This is a genomic window from Geothrix campi, assembly GCF_024609265.1.
GTDB lineage: Bacteria > Acidobacteriota > Holophagae > Holophagales > Holophagaceae > Geothrix > Geothrix campi.
Genome location: NZ_JANHMP010000001.1, coordinates 1074988 through 1090238 on the forward strand (window position 1 = coordinate 1074988; position 15251 = coordinate 1090238).

Here is a 15251-nt window from a genome sequence, read left to right on the forward strand (position 1 = left end):
ACCTGACACTGGATCCCCGGATTGGGGGTCGTGGGATCCCACGTGAGGGGATCCGACCAGGGGTATGAAGCGGATTTCATTCCAAACCATAAACAACTGGATTCGGGTTATTTGCGCCGCATTCGTTCTTCACCACGAAGCGCAAATCCACCAAAATGAATGCCCTTCCCATCAATGTGACCTGGCAGCGGCTTCCAGGTCGGCCCCTTCCCGGAACTCGTGGGTCGAGACACGCGGGGAGGAACCGCTCAGAAACGCATGGCGTTGCCGACGGTGAACTGCCAGCGGGCCTGGTAGGGCTCCCGGTTCAAGGGCGCCGCCACGCTGAGGAGGATCACACGGCCCGCGGAGCTCTTGAGGTTGCCCAGCCGGAGCCCGACCCCCACATCAGAGTACGTGCGGGACCACCCCTGCCCGTCCATCCGACGGACGGAACCCAGGTCCAGGAAGGCGGTGTAACCCAGCCGCACGAGACCCCACCAGCGTTGTTCCGTCAGGAGGCGGTAGTCGAAGGAAGCAGTCCAGCGGGCATCCCCCGGATGGAGCTGGTTGGGGAATCCCCTCATGCCCTGGTCGCCCCCCAGGTAGTACCAGGTTTCGGGATCTGGACGCCGGGCCTGATCCACCGTCACCATGCCCGCGAGGATCTGGTTCGAGGTCAGCTTCCGGTACTGCACCAGGGAGAAGGCAAGGTGGGTGTTCTCCAGACCGGTGGCAGGCTTCCGGCCCTCCCAGGACGTCGCCAGGAGGGTGAGGTTCTCGCTTGATGAGGACCAGCCCCGGCCCACCTGAATCCGGAAGAAGGGGGCGTTCATGGTCGAACCAAAGGAGCGGCTGTAGGTGCCGAGTTCGACGGTGCCATTCCAGGCCAGGTTGTAGTCCTCCGGGGTATCCATGCCCAGCAGGTCCTCGAAGGTCTCGAAGGCGTCTTCCTGGGTGGAGAACGTGAGCGCGGGACCGCGGAGGCGCCGGTCGGTCAAGGTGGGCGGCGGCAACGGCCCCGGGGGGCCGGTCTGGGTGAAGGCCCCATAGCTGGTGTCCTGCCGCTTGAGGAGAAGGCCCCCCCGCCAGACCCGATTCCCGGCTTCATGCAGCGCCAGGGCCCCGGACAAGCGGACCTCATTCTGGATGAAAGGGGCCTGGAAGACCTGGGCCCCCTGGTCATAGAGGTAGAGGCTGGCATGGCTCTGCGACAAGGCCACACCCGTGGACCAGGGGGTGTCCAGGGCGAAGAAGGGCCGCTCGAGCTGGAGGCTCCGCGTGAACCCATCCGTGAGGTACTGGAGGTGGGTGGCAAAGGTCCAGCGGCTCCCGAACAGCTGAGGATCCCCGTAGGCCAGGCCCCAGGTGCTGCGCTCGTGATCCTTGGAGAGGTCGAAGGCCACGCTCTTGCCCAGGCCCATGAAGTTCTTTTCATCGACACCGAAGCTTGTGGTCCGCTGGCCGCCCACCTGCGAGTAGTTGGCGCTCAGCTGGGTGGTCCAGGCATCCCGGACCCGGACCCGGGCCACCACGGTGCCATCAGGCTGGACCACCGGATCGATGTGCGCGTCCTTGACGAAGGGCAACGCGCGCAGGAGCCGTTCGGTTTCATAGATGCGCCGCTCCCGCACCCGATCCCCCTCTGCGAAGAGGAGCACCCTCCGGATGACGCCTTCCCGGGTGAGGGCATGGAGATGATCGGCAGTCCGGCCGATCCAGTTGTTCTCATCCGGCCTGGCGAGATCGAAGACATCGCCGATCTCCACATCGATTCTTCCGATGGATGCCTGGCGGGCCTCCAGGCCATTCCAGGGCCGGCCGGGCCGGCCCGCCAGGAGAGGTACGGTCAAGGTGACCAGGGCGCTGACCGCGCAGCCTCCAAACCATCGAATGCTGCTCAAGGGATCTCCCCAAACGCCCGTGAAAGCTGAGTCATCGCCTTCTCAAGCGTCACTTTTCTCCAGGCCTGACGGCAGCGGGGTACGAGCCCATCAACATCACGATGAGGAAGGGGAGAGCCCCCGGCATGCGGCCCTCCCTCTTGCTCCGTTCAGAAAGGATTCCCGGCCTGACCGGATCCGCCTAGCGGCGATCCCCTCGCCCGTGGCGGTGGACTTCCTTCGGCCAGTGGGACCTGGGTAATTCCCTCCGTTCACCGCTCCTCGACGAGGAGTAGTACCAACGATCGCCGGTATAGAAGTAGTGATACCCGTCCTGCGCGTAGTAGTTGTCGTCATCGATCTCCACGACCATCGGCAGGATCGGAACGATCTCCAGCCCTCCGCCTCGCCTGGGCCCGACCAGACACGCCGAAAGCATGAGAATCGAGAACATCGGAACGATCACTTTGCCTGTCATTTTTTTCTCCTTTTGCTGCCTGGCCAATTGCAGAACAACCTCCCCCGCAGCGCAGGAAAGGAAGCTTTCGAAGGGTTCCCTAATGGTTCTTGCCCCCAGGATTTGTCTTCCATCCGGAGAGGGTCACCCTCACTGGATCGCACGATTCAAGCCACACTGTAACTATTTATTTTGTTATTATTTACAGCGTGCAAATCGTTCTGTACCGCATGCGATCCAATCAAGATGATGTATTGATTCCTTCAATTCGAAGGCCCCTTGGGAATACGGCCAGAGCGGTTCAAGCCCCTTCTCTTCACTGGGCCCTGAAGGGATCTGAAGGGTAAGGTGCAGTCCCCCTGCCAGGTGGCCAGGTCTGCATGGGCCGCAGACTCTGCGCCTTCAGGGCGCAACGGGGCCGACCCCTTCGAATTGAGCTGACAGCCCCTCCATTTTGATCGGGCCGCTTGCCCGCCTCGCCTCGCCTGAGGCTTGAGAAACCCTGCTTGACAGCTGACTTTACAGCCGGTTACAGGCAATTGATGATTCGGAACGGAAGCTGCATTTGACCTCAGGAGATTCCGCTGGATTCGAGGATGCGCACGCGGCCTTCCGTCGTTCGCCTCGAGTCCCTCCCACCCTGCGAGGCTTTCCGTGACCTACAAACAGAGCGGCGGTGCTGATGGCGCCTTTCTCAGACCGCCGGCATCATCCGGGCCAGTCGTGGAAGTGACGCCGTGACCCCCTCGGAGCCCATGGAACCATTGGAATCCAGACCGCGAACCCTGCGCCTGGAGATTCCCACCTCGACCCTGCTCCGGCTGGTCCTCCTGGGCCTCTCGTTGTGGTTACTGATCCGGCTTTGGCCGGTCATTCTCGTGGTGGTCGTCGCCCTTCTCATCCTGGGGACCCTGAGCCCCGCCGTGCGGTGGCTGGAATCCCGAGGGGTCAGGCGCGGACTGGGGATCGCGACCGTCTTCACCGGCCTCTTCCTGGTGGCCGTCCTCGTGGTGACCCTGACGATCCCCTCGCTCCTCGCCCAGGCCGCGGCGCTTGTTGAGCGGGAACCCGTGTTCCGCGCGAACCTGGCCAACCACCTCGCCCATTACCCCCTGAGCGCACCCTTTGCGAATTGGCTGAAGAATCTGGACTACAGCGCGCCCTTGAACCATTTCGGCGCCACTGCCCTTTCCTACTCGCTGCGCATCTTCGAGATCGCAGCCTACGGCATGAGCGCCCTCTTCCTCGCGCTCTACATGATGATCGACCGGGATCGCCTGCGCGGCGGGCTGTTCGCGGTGGTGCCACGAACCCATCACATCCGGCTCTCCCGCGTCATGCTGAACCTGGAAACCATCGTCGGCGCCTACATCCGCGGGCAGTTGATCACCTGCCTGCTCATCGGCGCCTTCACCTTCGTCCTGCTCACCGCCTGTGGCGTGAAGAACGCGATGGCCCTGGCGGTATTCGCCGGGATCGCCGATGTCCTGCCCTATGTCGGCGCCATCCTGTCCGTGGTTCCGGTCGTCCTCGCGGCGCTCGGCCACAGCCCGGCGGTTGCGGCCATCGTCCTGGTGATGATGCTCGCTTATGAGGAATTCGAGGGCCGTGTGCTCATTCCACGCATCTATGGCCAGGCGCTCCGTCTGCCCTCCTCGGTCGTGTTCTTCGCGCTCTTGGCCGGCGGAACACTGATGGGGCTGCTTGGCGCCCTCCTCGCCCTGCCTGTGGCCGCGACGGTCATGATGCTGATCGAGGAGCTGCGCGTCGAATTGCCCGGGGAGCAGGAACAGGTCGCGGATACGGTGCTGCGCGCCCAGGATGACCTTGCCGAGGAAGAATACGAGCGCCGGACCGAAGGCGTGGCGGCCGAGCAGGCCGCAGCCATCGCTGTCGAGATCTCGGGTGACCGAAGGAGGGACGAGCACCTGACGCCTCCCCCTTGAAACTTGGCCAGACGGTGGTGGTCAGAACCCCTGGGGACGAAGCCCCTGTTCCTGGGATCAAGGGCCGCCTGGACGCCTGGGGCAGCTTGGTGGCGACCCGCTGAAACAGCAGCGGCCTGTGCGGCATCCTTTACAGGACAGGCCTCGATGAATCGGTAAAGCTGGACGCCTGGAAGTCCCTAGGTCCGGTACCCCGCACCCCTCGGACCGGACTTGAATGGTGGTGACCGCATGACCGAACCCAAGATGAAACCCAAGGTAGATACGGCCCGGGCCTGGCGGGAAGCTCGGGCTCTCCTGCGGCAGCATCGGGGCTCCCTGGCCCTCGGCCTGTTCCTCATGCTCATCAGCCGCCTGGCGGGGCTGGTGCTGCCTGCCAGCACGAAATACCTCATCGATGAGGTGCTCGGGAAGCACAACGGCCGCCTGTTGCTGCCCCTGGCGCTGGGCGCAGGCGCCGCCACCATCCTGCAGGCCATCACCAGCTACGCCAACTCCCAGGTGGTGAGCGTGGCGGCCCAGCGGGCCATCATGGCCATGCGCCAGCGGGTCCAGGATCACATCCTCCGCCTGCCGATCCGCTACTTCGACAGCACCAAGAGCGGTGTGGTGATCTCCCGCGTCATGAACGATGCCGAAGGCGTCCGCAATCTCGTGGGCACCGGCATCATTCAGCTGGTGGGCGGCGTCCTCACGGCCGTGATCTCCCTGGCCGTGCTGTTCTGGCTGAACTGGAAGCTCACCCTCGCCACGGTCATCTTCCTAGCCATCTTCGGCGGGGCCATGGCCCTGGCCTTCCGAAGGCTCCGCCCCCTCTTCCGGAAGCGCAGCGAGATCACGGCGGACATCACTGGACGCCTGACAGAGTCCGTGGGGGGCATCCGGATCCTGAAGGTCTACGTGGCGGAGGACCGCGAACGCCGGATCTTCGCGGAAGGCACCGAACGGCTCTTCAAGAACATCGCCGGGACCCTCACGGGCACCAGCGCCATCACCGCCTTCGGCACCGCCATCGTCGGGGCCCTGGGCGTGCTGATCATGATCATCGGCGGTCGCGCGATCTTCGCGGGGGCCATGACCCTGGGCGACCTGATCATGTACACGTTCTTCGTGGGCATGATGGCGGCGCCCGTGGTCCAGATCGCCAACATCGGAACGCAGGTGAGCGAGGCCTTCGCCGGCCTGGACCGGATCCGGGAGATCCTGGACATGCCCACCGAAGACCAGGAGGATGCCGGCCGGGAACCCCTGCCCACGGTGGCGGGCTCGGTGGCCTTCCAGGGAGTCAGCTTCGCATACGAGGAGGGCGCCCCGGTGCTGAAGGACATCTCCTTCGAGGTTCCGGCGGGCAGCACGGTGGCTCTGGTGGGGTCCAGCGGCTCGGGGAAGAGCACCATCATCTCCCTCGTCATGGCCTTCAACCATCCCCAGCAAGGGCGGGTGCTGGTAGACGGCAAGAACATCGAGACCCTGCGCCTGCGGGAATACCGGGCCAAGCTGGGGGTCGTCATGCAGGACAACTTCCTCTTCGACGGCACCGTAGCCGACAACATCGGCTTCGCCAAGCCTGGCGCCACCCGGGAGGAAGTCGAGGCCGTGGGCCGCATCGCCCATGTGCATGAATTCGTGGACCGCTTCGACCAGGGCTACGACACCGTGGTGGGTGAACGCGGCGTAAAGCTGTCCGGCGGCCAGCGCCAGCGCGTGGCCATCGCCCGCGCCATCCTGGCGGATCCCCGCATCCTTCTGCTGGATGAAGCCACCTCGAGCCTGGACAGCGAGAGCGAAGCCCTCATCCGGGACGGCCTGCGGCGGCTGCGGGCGGGCCGGACCACCTTCGTCATCGCCCACCGCCTGAGCACGATCGAAAGTGCCGACCAGATTCTCGTGATCGAGCACGGCGAGATCGTGGAGCGGGGTACCCACTCGGAGCTGCTAAGGCTGAACGGCCGCTACAAACAGCTACATGACCGGCAGCACGGCGTGGAGATGGACCAGTTCATCAATCCCGGTGAGGATTTCACAGCCCTGGATGGGCCAGGGGAGCGCCTCTAGACCCCGTAGTGCTTGTAGAAGTACCAGGCCGACAGGATGAAGCCGATGGTGACAACGCCGACCCGCACGGTCTTCCGTCCCACGCGATGTGCCATGTGGGAACCGAAGAGCCCTCCCAGGCCCGCCGCGATGGCCATGATGATCATGAATTTCCACTGCACATTGCCGGGATGCCGCAGGAACTCCATGCCCAGGAAGGCGAAGATGGCAATGCCGTTGATGCACAGCGCCAGCAGGTTCTTCAGGCCATTCATCTGATGGATGTCCGTGAGGCCCAGCAGGCTCAGGGCCGCGAGCATCAGGATGCCGATGCCGGCGCCGAAGTAGCCGCCGTAGATGCCCACGATGAACTGGAAGACCATGGCGCCGATCCACCACCCCGGCGTCCGGTCGTGGCTGCCCATCTTCTTCAGCAGCTTGTTGACAGGATCATTGGCCGCCAGCAGCACCGTTGCCGCCAGGATCAGCCAGGGCACCAGCTGGTCGAACACCTTCTGGGGCGTGACGAGCATGAGCCAGGCGCCCAGGGCGCCGCCGAGCAGCGAGGGCGGCATCAAGCGCAGGGCGAATTCCCGGATGCCAGCGAGATCCTCGCGATGCCCCCAGAACCCTCCAATGGACCCTGGCCAGAGGGCGATGGTGCTCGTGACGTTGGCCTGCTGGCCTGTGAGGCCGATGCCGAGCAATGCGGGGAACGACACGAGCGTGCCGCCCCCCGCGATGGAATTGATGGCACCAGCGATGAAGGCCGCTGCCATGACCGTGAGTGCGTGTCCGATGTGCATGCCATCCAAGATGACAGGCCTGCGGACCAATCAGAAGTCGGCTACTTCCACTTGAACGGGAACACCGGTTTCTTCGAACCATACTCAGGCGGCCACACGGTTTCATGCTTGCCGTTCTGGATCTGCTCCACCAGCATCTGGTGCTTGTTCTGGTTTGTGTAGCCGCTGTAGTCGATGAACCGAACCTCGCCCATGATGCCGTTCCAGTGGCCGCCGCGCAGCTCCGCGCGGAGCTTCTCGCGATCACCGCCCACCTTGGCCGCGGCTTCGGCCATGACCATCATTGAGGCGTAGGCATTGGCGGCGTGGTAGGGGACCTCGGCCTTGCCGAACTTGGCCTTGTATCGGGCCCCGAAGTCCTTGGCGCCGGGCCAGTTCACATCGGTGGTCCACTGGGTGCTGGAGAACACGTTGTTGGAGATGGCCTGCTCCCGGGCGAATTCAGAGGAGGCGAAGCCCGCGCCCGCGCCCAGGAAAGCCTGGGGCTGGAGGCCCACTTCGCGCGCCTGGCGCATGAGCAGGATGCCGTCGGCCACGTAGGACACCATGAAGACGAGGTCGGGCTTGGCGGCCTTGACCTTGGCCAGGGTGGACCGGTAGTCCGGAGAGCCGGCCGCGTAGGCTTCCTCCATCACCACCTGGATGCCCACCTGGGCCGCATAGGCCTTGGCCGACTTGGCGCCGGAGGTGCCGAAATCCGTGTTCTCGTTCAGGATCGCCATGGTCTTGGGCTTGCCCAGCTTCTGGGCCATGGAGATGAGGATGGAGGCGTAGTCCTCGGTGGTGGCGCTGAGGCGGAAGACGTACTTCTGGTTCTGGCGGGTGATGTCCTCCTTGGAGGCCACGGGGACCAGCAGAGGCACCTTGTACTTTTCGGCCAGCTTGGACACGGCGTTGGCACAGGCGGAGCTGTAGGGGCCGACGACGGCGGCCACGCGATCGCGGGTCACCAGCTTCTCCATGGCCGACATGGAAACCTGGGGCTTGCCCGTGTCGTCCTCGGTGACCAGTTCGACCTTGATGCCCTTTTTCTGGAGATCCTCCAGGGCCAGCTTGTAGCCGTTGCTCATGTACTCGCCGATGGGCGCCTGGGTGCCCGTCGCGCAGTTGATGACGCCGAGCTTCACCGGCGTCTGCGCCTGCAGGGCGAGTCCGAAGGCCATCAGGGGTGCGAGGATTCTCAGCATCATGCTGCCTCCTTGGATATGGGATTGGGGTTGGATGTTGGACGGGAGCGTAGCATGACGGGGTCTCGTCACGCGTGGTAGGCTCGCGATCTTCCCATTGAGGTCTGACATGCGGGCTCTCCTGGCATCGATTCTTTCCCTCAGCCTCGTGGCCGCACCTTCCCAGGCCGATCTTCGTGTCATGAAGATCCTCCCCATCGGGGAATCCGGAGGGTGGGATTACGTGACCCTTGATAGCTCGGCCCGGCGCCTCTACGTCCCCCGGTCCGATCGGGTGCAGGTCCTGGACTTGGAGGGCAAATTCATCGGGATGATCAAAGGCACCGATGGCGTCCACGGTGTGGCCTTGGCCCCGGGTCTCGACCGCGGCTTCACGAGCAACGGCCGGAGCAGCACCATCACCATCTTCCGGTTGTCGACTCTGGAGGTTCTCGACCAGATCAAGGCCACCGGCGAAGGCCCCGACGCCATCCTCTTCGATTCCTCCACCAACCGGGTATTCAGCTTCAACGGACGCGGGAAGAACGCCACGGTCCTCGACGCCGCCACGGGGAATGTCGTGGGGACCATCCCGTTCGGCCACAAACCGGAATTTGCCGCCACGGACGGCAAGGGGCATGTGTTCGTGAACCTGGAAGATTCGGCTGAAGTGGCCGTGATCGATGCGAAAAAGCTCGCCGTGGAACAGCGCTGGCCCCTGGCACCTATCCAGGATCCCACCGGCATGGCCATCGATGTGAAGCACCACCGGCTCTTCATCGTCGGCGGCAACAAGCTGATGGCGGTGCTGGACGCGACCACCGGCAAGATGCTAGCCACCCTCGCCATCGGGACCGGCGCCGACGGAGCCGCCTATGACCCCGGGCTGGGCTTGGCCTTCAGCTCGAACGGAGAGGGCACCCTCACCATCATTCGCCAGGAGAGCCCGGACCGGTACAGCGTCCTGGAACAGGTCCCCACCAGGCGTGGGGCGCGCACCATGGCCCTGGACGAGAAGACCCACAGGATCTACCTCCCCACCGCCGAGTTCGCTCCCACCCCTGCCCCGACGGCGGAAACCCCCAGGCCCCGACCGACCATGACGCCCGGCAGCTTCCAGATCCTGGTGGTGGGGCGCTAGACGACTCTGAGCTCGACGACCACCAGCGTCGCGCCGCCGTACCCTGGAATCAGCTGAAGGACGTCAGGGGCATCGTCCATCCGCAGCAGATGGCGCCGGCCCAGGTGCAGCTCCACTTCCGGGACATAGACGGTCCCCCCGGCCACGAAGACGATCAGGGTGGAGCCCGCCGGCTGAGCCAGGGCGCGGGGGGAGGCCAGATGGAAGGACTCCACCCGCGCTTGGCAGCACCGTGGATCCACCATCAGGTTGAAGTCAGTGCTCGGTCCGTCCACCAGGGTGGCCGTGGCGGGCCAGTCCCCGGAGAACCGGATGGGCACGAGCGGTTCCGTGAGTGCCACGCGGCCGCGGGGACCGAAGTCGAGGTCGAACCCCGCGCCTTCCAGCAGAAGCAGCCAGCGCTCCAGCCCCGGAAAGGCCGAAAAGGGCCCAGACGCGGCCACCTCGGCCGAGCTGAGGCGCCACCGGAAGCCCGTCTCCACGGTCGCCCCCGGAGGGTCCACGGCCAACTCCAGCGTCGTGCCCCCGCCGTTCTTCCAGGGCATGAGGCGGCCATCTGAAGGTTTGATCTGCTGCCACTTCATTTCTTTCCCTCCAGCCTCCGGGCCTCCTCCTGGCTCAGGATCCTCCATGGCAGCGGCAGCAATCCGGGAACCCGGGCCATGTACTCCCGGTAGGCCGCGCCGAACCGGGCCCGCAGCTTCCGCTCTTCCAGCCGCGACCCGAGGATGAAATAGAGGGTGATCCACCAGGCCGACACGAGACGCGCCTGGTTCATGTCGCGGGTCCAGAGGATCACCAGGGAAAGGCTGTACCAGGGATGCCGCACGAATCGGTGCAGGGGCGAGATCCGGAACGGCTCCAGGTCCTCGGCCATCGTGCGGAGGGACCGGAGTTGCCGCCAGCCCAGGAATTCCTTCAGGTCGTAGCCGGCCGGCCCGAACACCAGGACCGCTGCCGCGAGGAGGGCCAGCCCGTTCATCGTCCACCCCGCCGGACCGGTCCAACGCCAGAGCCAGGGCCCTGGATGGCGCCACATCCACCCGAGGATCGGCAGGAGCGCCAGCACGGCGATCAGGTTATAGAGCAACCGATAGGCCGGCACCAGAGGCCGGGCATGAGCCACCACGGCCCGCTTTAATCCCAGAGAGGCCAGCAGGGAGTGCAGCGCCGCATAGGCGATCCAGGCGCAGGACAGCAGGAGCAGGTTGGCGGTGTCGGAACCCATGGAAGGATTGTGGACGCCCCGGTCCTCCGGGGCCACCAGCAGAACCAGCGGGCGGGTTATCCTGTCGGGATGCAACTGACTTGGCCCCAGCCGGCGCGCTTCGCGCTTGTCCTCGCCCTGCTCTGGGTGGTCTATGTCCTGCTCTGGACGCCGGGCCCCCTCGCCCTGAGGATGCTCGGGCTCTACCCGAAGAAACTGGGCTCGCGCGTGGTGGGCTGGGCCGCGGCCTGCCCCCTGCCCCAGGCCTGGCGCGGACCCCTGCTGGGCCGGTTCGCGGGGCACTACGGCATCGACATGGCGGAAGCGGAGTTCTCCCTGGAGGACTACCCCAGCCTCCAATCCCTGTTCACGCGGCGCCTCAAGGCGGGCCTCCGTCCCCAGGACACCCCCACGCCCGGCGGCCTGAACAGCCCTGTGGATGCCCGCATCATCGCCAGCGGCCGCATCAAGGCAGACACGGCCATCCAGGCCAAGGGCCTCCCCTACCGCATTTCGGAACTGTTGAAGCATGAGCGGGGCGCAGAGCGCTTCGAGGGCGGCCACTACCTCACGTTGTACCTCTCGCCCAAGGACTATCACCGCATCCATGTGCCCCTGGAAGGCAAGGTCACCGCGGTCAGCCGCGTGGAGGGCGAGCTCTGGCCCGTGAACGATGCCAGTACCGGCAGCGTCCCGCGCCTCTACGAGCGCAACCGCCGCGCCGCCTGGACCGCCCTGGGCACTGGTTCCGCTGAGGGCCTGGAGGTGGCCGCCGTCCTGGTGGGCGCCACGCACGTGGGTGGCGTCGTGATCGATCGGCGCTGGCTCGCCGGACGGGACCTGCCCAAGAATGGCGGCTTCACGGTGGACCTGCTTCCCTGCACGCCCGGCGAGGACCTCGGCACCTTCGAGTTCGGCTCCACCGTGGTTCTGCTGATCGGCGGTCCCAGAGCCGGAGACTGGGTTCCGCTCCGAACCGAGGGCAGCGTGAAGGTGGGACAACGGCTGGGGGCGTACCGGTGAGCGAAACCGAGATCTTCAACCAGGATCCTCTCTGGGACGAGGGCGGCGACCTGCCGGGCGCCCTGGAGGCCCTGTTCACCGCGGCCGGGGAGGTGCTGGACCTGGCCCGCCTGAGGGAACTTACCGGCCTGGGTGACGGCGCCCTCCAGCAGGGCATCGAGAAGCTGCAGGAGCGCCTGACCGGGCCCAGCGGCCTGCGTCTCCTCGAGGTAGGCGGGGGGTGGCGCATGGCCACCAGCCCGCTCTACAAGGAGATGGTCGCCCGGCTGGTGACCACCACGCGCAGCGGCAGGCTCACCCCGGCGCAGATCGAAGCGCTGGCCATCATCGCCTACCGCCAGCCCGTCACCATCACGGAACTGAACGCCATCCGCGGCGTCACCAGCAGCGCCAACCAGGTGAAGAGCCTCATGGAGCGCCAGCTCATCACCCCCGCCGGCCGCAAGCCCGTGGTGGGCCGGCCCATGACCTACGCCACCACCCAGGCCTTCCTGCTGCATTTCGGCTTGAAGAACCTCCACGACCTGCCCCGGCTGGAGGATTTCGGCGAAGGCCGCCTGGAGGCCGAAGCCCTGGCCGGCCTCGAACCGCCCCTGCCCGAGGACGGGCTCTTCGGCGAAGGGGCGATGGAGATGATCGAAGAACTGCCGGACGAAGGGGCCGAATCATGAGCCAGCCCACGACCCTCAGCCTCCAGGAGCACCCGGAGAAACCGAAGGCCGAGAGCCCCACGGGCTTCGTCCTCCAGTCCTGGCAGAAGGGCTGCCTGCTGATCGTGCTCCTCGGCGTCCTCTACCTGCGGATCTGGCGTCGCAAGCGCGCCCACATCCTCGTGTGCAGCCACTGCGGGAAGAAGAATCCCCCGCACCAGAGCAACTGCCAGAAGTGCGCCGCACCCCTGATGCGGATTCATGAATAGCGGGCTGGCGTAACCTCCTCGCCGGGTCCCGGCTGCGCGGAGCACATCAAGCCTCCGCTTCGCCGCCCGGCGGTCGGTCAGAACTCGATATCGATGGACTCTTCGGCGAGGTCGTTCTCTTCGCCCAGCACTTCGCAGGCGGCGCCGTACATCTGGAGCACGGCGGTCTTGCGGTTGCTCAGGCTGGTGAGCAGTTCCTTCACGCGCTGCACTTCAGTGGCGATGGTGTTGTTGATCTGGGACACCTCGGAGCGGCAGCGCTCACGGGTGGTCTCGTAAAAGGCCTTCTGATCCTGGCTCAAATCCATGGGAACTCCCCGGGGCGACGAAAGTGTACGGAAAAGCTGATCTTATCCCGATCTTCCGTTCAGGACCACCGGGCGATGACCAGCAGGAGCACGAGGAGCGCGGCCAGACCCAGGATCGCCGGCAGCATCCAGCGGGGCCGCGATGGGATCTCCTCGATCGGCTCGATGGTTTCCAGCGCCTCCAGGCCGGACTCGGAGCCATCGCCGGACAGGGGGGCTTTCCGGACGACCGTTTCGGTCTGGAGCGCCAGGTTGCGATGCGTGCCGCTAGTGAAGCCGTTGGGGGGCGGGAACCGGGAGGCCATCAGGCTCTCCAGGTGGTCGAGCGGCCCGTTGAGCAGGGCCTGCATGTACTCCGCCACGTCGTGTTCCGTGATGGGCGGGCCCTGCCGCTGGAGGTAGTCGCGCAGATCCCGCTCCATGAAGCGGGCCGAGGGGTAGCGGTGATCCACGCTCTTCTGGAGCGCCCGGTTCACGATGGCCACCATCTCCTTCGACACGTTCGGGTTCAGCGTGCCCAGGTCCGATATCCGGCCCAGCCGGACCTTCTCGAGCACGCCCAGCTCTGAATCCGCCTGGAAGCAGCGCTCGCCCGTGAGCAGCTCGAACAGCACCAGCCCCAGGGAGTAGAGGTCCGAGCGATTGTCCAGGGGCTGGCCCGTGGCCTGTTCCGGGCTCATGTAGAGCAGCTTCCCCTTGAGCGCCCCCGCCACGGTGTGGCTGGCCTTGCTCGCGGCCTTGGCGATGCCGAAATCCACGAGCTTGACGGCGCCCTCGGTGGAAAGGATCACGTTCTGGGGGCTGATGTCCCGGTGAACCAGCTTCAGCTCCCGGTCATCGAAGCCCCGCTTGCGGTGGGCGTAGTCCAGGGCCGCGGCCACCTTCATCACCACGAAGGCCGCCACCTGCTCCGGGAACGGCAGGCCGTATTCCCGCACCTTCCGCAGCAGGGTGCGGAGGTCGCGGCCGTTCACGTACTCCATGGCGATGTAGTACGAGCTGCCGGCCTTCCCCAGGTCGAAGATCTGCACGATGTTCGGATGGGTCAGCTGAGCCGCCAGCTTGGCTTCATCGATGAACATCGTGACGAAGTCCTCGTTGTCGCTGAAGTGCGGCAGGATGCGCTTGATGGCCACGATCTTCTGGAAGCCCTGCACGCCCCGCTGCTGGGCCTTGAACAGCTCCGCCATGCCGCCGATGGCGATCTTCTCCAACAGGAAGTAGTTCCCGTACTCCTCCAGGACCTCCTGCGGTCCTGCCGCCACGGGTTTCGCCTCCAGAGCCGGAGGAGCCGCGGGGGCCCCGGCCGCGCCGGCAGACCAGGCGAAGGGGTCATGGACCCCGGAAATGCCGCTGAGGGTATAGTCCGACGGCCCCAGGGCTTCGGTCGGGGCGGGAGCCAGGGAGGGGGTCGGCGCTGAAGCCGAAGCCAGGGCCGGAACCACGCGCACCAGGTTTCTGACCGGGGCAGGCTCCGGGGGAAGGGCCTCCACCTCTTCGATCACCCGGCCGAAGATCTCCGCGGCGCTCAGGGGGGGCTGCGTCCCGGAACGCTCGGCTCCAGCTTCGGACGGAGCGGGTTCTGCGCCCTCGGCCAGGTCTGCGAGGAGGTCGCCGAAGATGTCCGTGGTGGTGAGCTTGGCGGCCCCGGGGCGGTACCGCCGGAGGACGGCCGCGATCTCTCCATCGGGGCGGGTCCGTTCCAGGTATTCCTGCACCCCGGCCCCGGCCACCTCCCCACTCTGGGAGCCCTCGGTCAGCACCAGCACCGGCAGCCCGGGGTTCCGTTCCCGCAGGCGCTGGACCAGATTGCTGTCCGCGCCCAGGCCATCGGGCGCATTCGAGTCCAGCAACAGCAGGTCCGGATCCTGGCCCGCCTGGAGGAAGGCCTCCGTGGCGTCGTGGCGGATCCACCGGACCTCCCAGCCATCACCTTCCATGGCAGACACCAGGCCAGGAGTCCGCAAGGACTCGCCGTCCACGATGAGAAGGAGAGGGCGCCGCATGATCATCCAGAAGAAGCAGTGAGGGTTAAGGGTAACCAGAGGCTTTCCTCCTCGCCATAACCCCAGTGTTGAGGTAGACTTTTCGTTCGGTCCGGTGCTGCCCTGCAGCCCTGCCGAAATCCACGGGAAAGGAGGTGCATCCATATGCCTTTGGTCAAGGTCAAAGAAGACGAAACCTTCGAGTTCGCCCTTCGCCGCTTCAAGCGGAAGTGCGAGAAGTCCGGCATTCTCAGTGAGCTGAAGAAGCGCCAGCACTACGAGAAGCCCAGCACCAAGCGCAAGCGCAAGATGCTCGCCGCCCGTAAGAAGACCCTGAAGCGCCTCGCGCAAGAGCGCCGCATGATCGGTTGAGATGAAGCCCGCTTCATCTCGAAAA

15 protein-coding genes are annotated in these 15251 nt (G+C 65.5%); 7 read left to right on the forward strand and 8 right to left on the reverse strand.

Going from position 1 to position 15251, the window contains the following annotated elements; translation table 11 throughout:
- Nucleotides 1-248 precede the first annotated feature (248 nt).
- Nucleotides 249-1883 (reverse strand): BamA/TamA family outer membrane protein, encoded by a 1635-nt coding sequence (locus NOV65_RS05005; RefSeq protein ID WP_257304846.1) that lies wholly within the window; start codon nt 1881-1883, stop codon nt 249-251.
- A gap of 181 nt (nt 1884-2064) precedes the next feature.
- Entirely contained in the window at nt 2065-2340 is a 276-nt protein-coding gene (locus NOV65_RS05010) for a hypothetical protein (protein WP_257304847.1), read from the reverse strand.
- Between the two features lie 734 nt (nt 2341-3074).
- Between NOV65_RS05010 and NOV65_RS05015 the strand changes: the two genes are divergently transcribed.
- Nucleotides 3075-4265: an AI-2E family transporter gene (locus tag NOV65_RS05015; RefSeq protein WP_257304848.1), complete on the forward strand. Its 1191-nt coding sequence runs from the start codon at nt 3075-3077 to the stop codon at nt 4263-4265.
- Between the two features lie 231 nt (nt 4266-4496).
- Complete coding sequence (locus NOV65_RS05020) at nt 4497-6320, forward strand: ABC transporter ATP-binding protein (RefSeq protein ID WP_257304849.1); 1824 nt, start codon at nt 4497-4499, stop codon at nt 6318-6320.
- Here the strand turns inward: NOV65_RS05020 and NOV65_RS05025 are convergent.
- The gene (locus tag NOV65_RS05025) at nt 6317-7105 is read right to left on the reverse strand and encodes a sulfite exporter TauE/SafE family protein (protein WP_257304851.1); all 789 of its coding nucleotides are present in this window, start codon (nt 7103-7105) and stop codon (nt 6317-6319) included. The genes NOV65_RS05020 and NOV65_RS05025 overlap by 4 nt on opposite strands.
- Before the next feature lie 41 nt (nt 7106-7146).
- Entirely contained in the window at nt 7147-8295 is a 1149-nt protein-coding gene (locus tag NOV65_RS05030) for an ABC transporter substrate-binding protein (protein WP_257304852.1), read from the reverse strand.
- Between the two features lie 106 nt (nt 8296-8401).
- Between NOV65_RS05030 and NOV65_RS05035 the strand changes: the two genes are divergently transcribed.
- Nucleotides 8402-9412 (forward strand): YncE family protein, encoded by a 1011-nt coding sequence (locus NOV65_RS05035; protein ID WP_257304854.1) that lies wholly within the window; start codon nt 8402-8404, stop codon nt 9410-9412.
- Here the strand turns inward: NOV65_RS05035 and NOV65_RS05040 are convergent.
- Complete coding sequence (locus tag NOV65_RS05040) at nt 9409-9996, reverse strand: HutD/Ves family protein (RefSeq protein ID WP_257304855.1); 588 nt, start codon at nt 9994-9996, stop codon at nt 9409-9411. The genes NOV65_RS05035 and NOV65_RS05040 overlap by 4 nt on opposite strands.
- Complete coding sequence (locus tag NOV65_RS05045) at nt 9993-10640, reverse strand: methyltransferase family protein (RefSeq protein WP_257304856.1); 648 nt, start codon at nt 10638-10640, stop codon at nt 9993-9995. Before NOV65_RS05045 ends, NOV65_RS05040 begins: the two co-directional genes overlap by 4 nt.
- Nucleotides 10641-10649: 9 nt before the next feature.
- Here NOV65_RS05045 and asd point away from each other — a divergent pair, with 9 nt between their 5' ends.
- The 3 genes from asd to NOV65_RS05060 are packed head-to-tail and all read left to right on the forward strand — an operon-like array spanning nt 10650 to nt 12561.
- Nucleotides 10650-11642, forward strand: coding sequence for an archaetidylserine decarboxylase (asd, locus tag NOV65_RS05050; RefSeq protein ID WP_257304857.1), 993 nt, complete (start codon nt 10650-10652; stop codon nt 11640-11642).
- Nucleotides 11639-12313 carry an SMC-Scp complex subunit ScpB gene (gene scpB / locus NOV65_RS05055; RefSeq protein WP_257304859.1) on the forward strand — a complete coding sequence of 225 codons (675 nt, stop codon included), beginning with the start codon at nt 11639-11641 and terminating at the stop codon, nt 12311-12313. The genes asd and scpB overlap by 4 nt, the downstream gene beginning before the upstream one ends.
- Nucleotides 12310-12561: a hypothetical protein gene (locus tag NOV65_RS05060; protein WP_257304860.1), complete on the forward strand. Its 252-nt coding sequence runs from the start codon at nt 12310-12312 to the stop codon at nt 12559-12561. Before scpB ends, NOV65_RS05060 begins: the two co-directional genes overlap by 4 nt.
- A 77-nt stretch (nt 12562-12638) precedes the next feature.
- On the opposite strand, the gene NOV65_RS05065 is transcribed toward NOV65_RS05060, so the two are convergent.
- Complete coding sequence (locus NOV65_RS05065) at nt 12639-12869, reverse strand: hypothetical protein (protein WP_257304861.1); 231 nt, start codon at nt 12867-12869, stop codon at nt 12639-12641.
- Nucleotides 12870-12928: 59 nt separating this feature from the next.
- Nucleotides 12929-14875, reverse strand: coding sequence for a protein kinase domain-containing protein (locus NOV65_RS05070; RefSeq protein ID WP_257304862.1), 1947 nt, complete (start codon nt 14873-14875; stop codon nt 12929-12931).
- Nucleotides 14876-15019: 144 nt separating this feature from the next.
- Here NOV65_RS05070 and rpsU point away from each other — a divergent pair, with 144 nt between their 5' ends.
- Nucleotides 15020-15226: a 30S ribosomal protein S21 gene (gene rpsU / locus NOV65_RS05075; RefSeq protein ID WP_026852993.1), complete on the forward strand. Its 207-nt coding sequence runs from the start codon at nt 15020-15022 to the stop codon at nt 15224-15226.
- The last annotated feature ends 25 nt before the right edge of the window (nt 15227-15251 follow it).

Coding starts and splice junctions, on each gene's coding strand:
- NOV65_RS05030 (WP_257304852.1), bottom strand. CDS start 8,295: ATGATGCTGAGAATCCTCGCACCCCTGATGGCCTTCGGACTCGCCCTG.
- rpsU (WP_026852993.1), top strand. CDS start 15,020: ATGCCTTTGGTCAAGGTCAAAGAAGACGAAACCTTCGAGTTCGCCCTT.
- NOV65_RS05025 (WP_257304851.1), bottom strand. CDS start 7,105: ATGCACATCGGACACGCACTCACGGTCATGGCAGCGGCCTTCATCGCT.
- NOV65_RS05035 (WP_257304854.1), top strand. CDS start 8,402: ATGCGGGCTCTCCTGGCATCGATTCTTTCCCTCAGCCTCGTGGCCGCA.
- NOV65_RS05015 (WP_257304848.1), top strand. CDS start 3,075: ATGGAACCATTGGAATCCAGACCGCGAACCCTGCGCCTGGAGATTCCC.
- NOV65_RS05045 (WP_257304856.1), bottom strand. CDS start 10,640: ATGGGTTCCGACACCGCCAACCTGCTCCTGCTGTCCTGCGCCTGGATC.
- NOV65_RS05070 (WP_257304862.1), bottom strand. CDS start 14,875: ATGCGGCGCCCTCTCCTTCTCATCGTGGACGGCGAGTCCTTGCGGACT.
- NOV65_RS05010 (WP_257304847.1), bottom strand. CDS start 2,340: ATGACAGGCAAAGTGATCGTTCCGATGTTCTCGATTCTCATGCTTTCG.
- NOV65_RS05040 (WP_257304855.1), bottom strand. CDS start 9,996: ATGAAGTGGCAGCAGATCAAACCTTCAGATGGCCGCCTCATGCCCTGG.
- NOV65_RS05060 (WP_257304860.1), top strand. CDS start 12,310: ATGAGCCAGCCCACGACCCTCAGCCTCCAGGAGCACCCGGAGAAACCG.
- NOV65_RS05065 (WP_257304861.1), bottom strand. CDS start 12,869: ATGGATTTGAGCCAGGATCAGAAGGCCTTTTACGAGACCACCCGTGAG.
- NOV65_RS05020 (WP_257304849.1), top strand. CDS start 4,497: ATGACCGAACCCAAGATGAAACCCAAGGTAGATACGGCCCGGGCCTGG.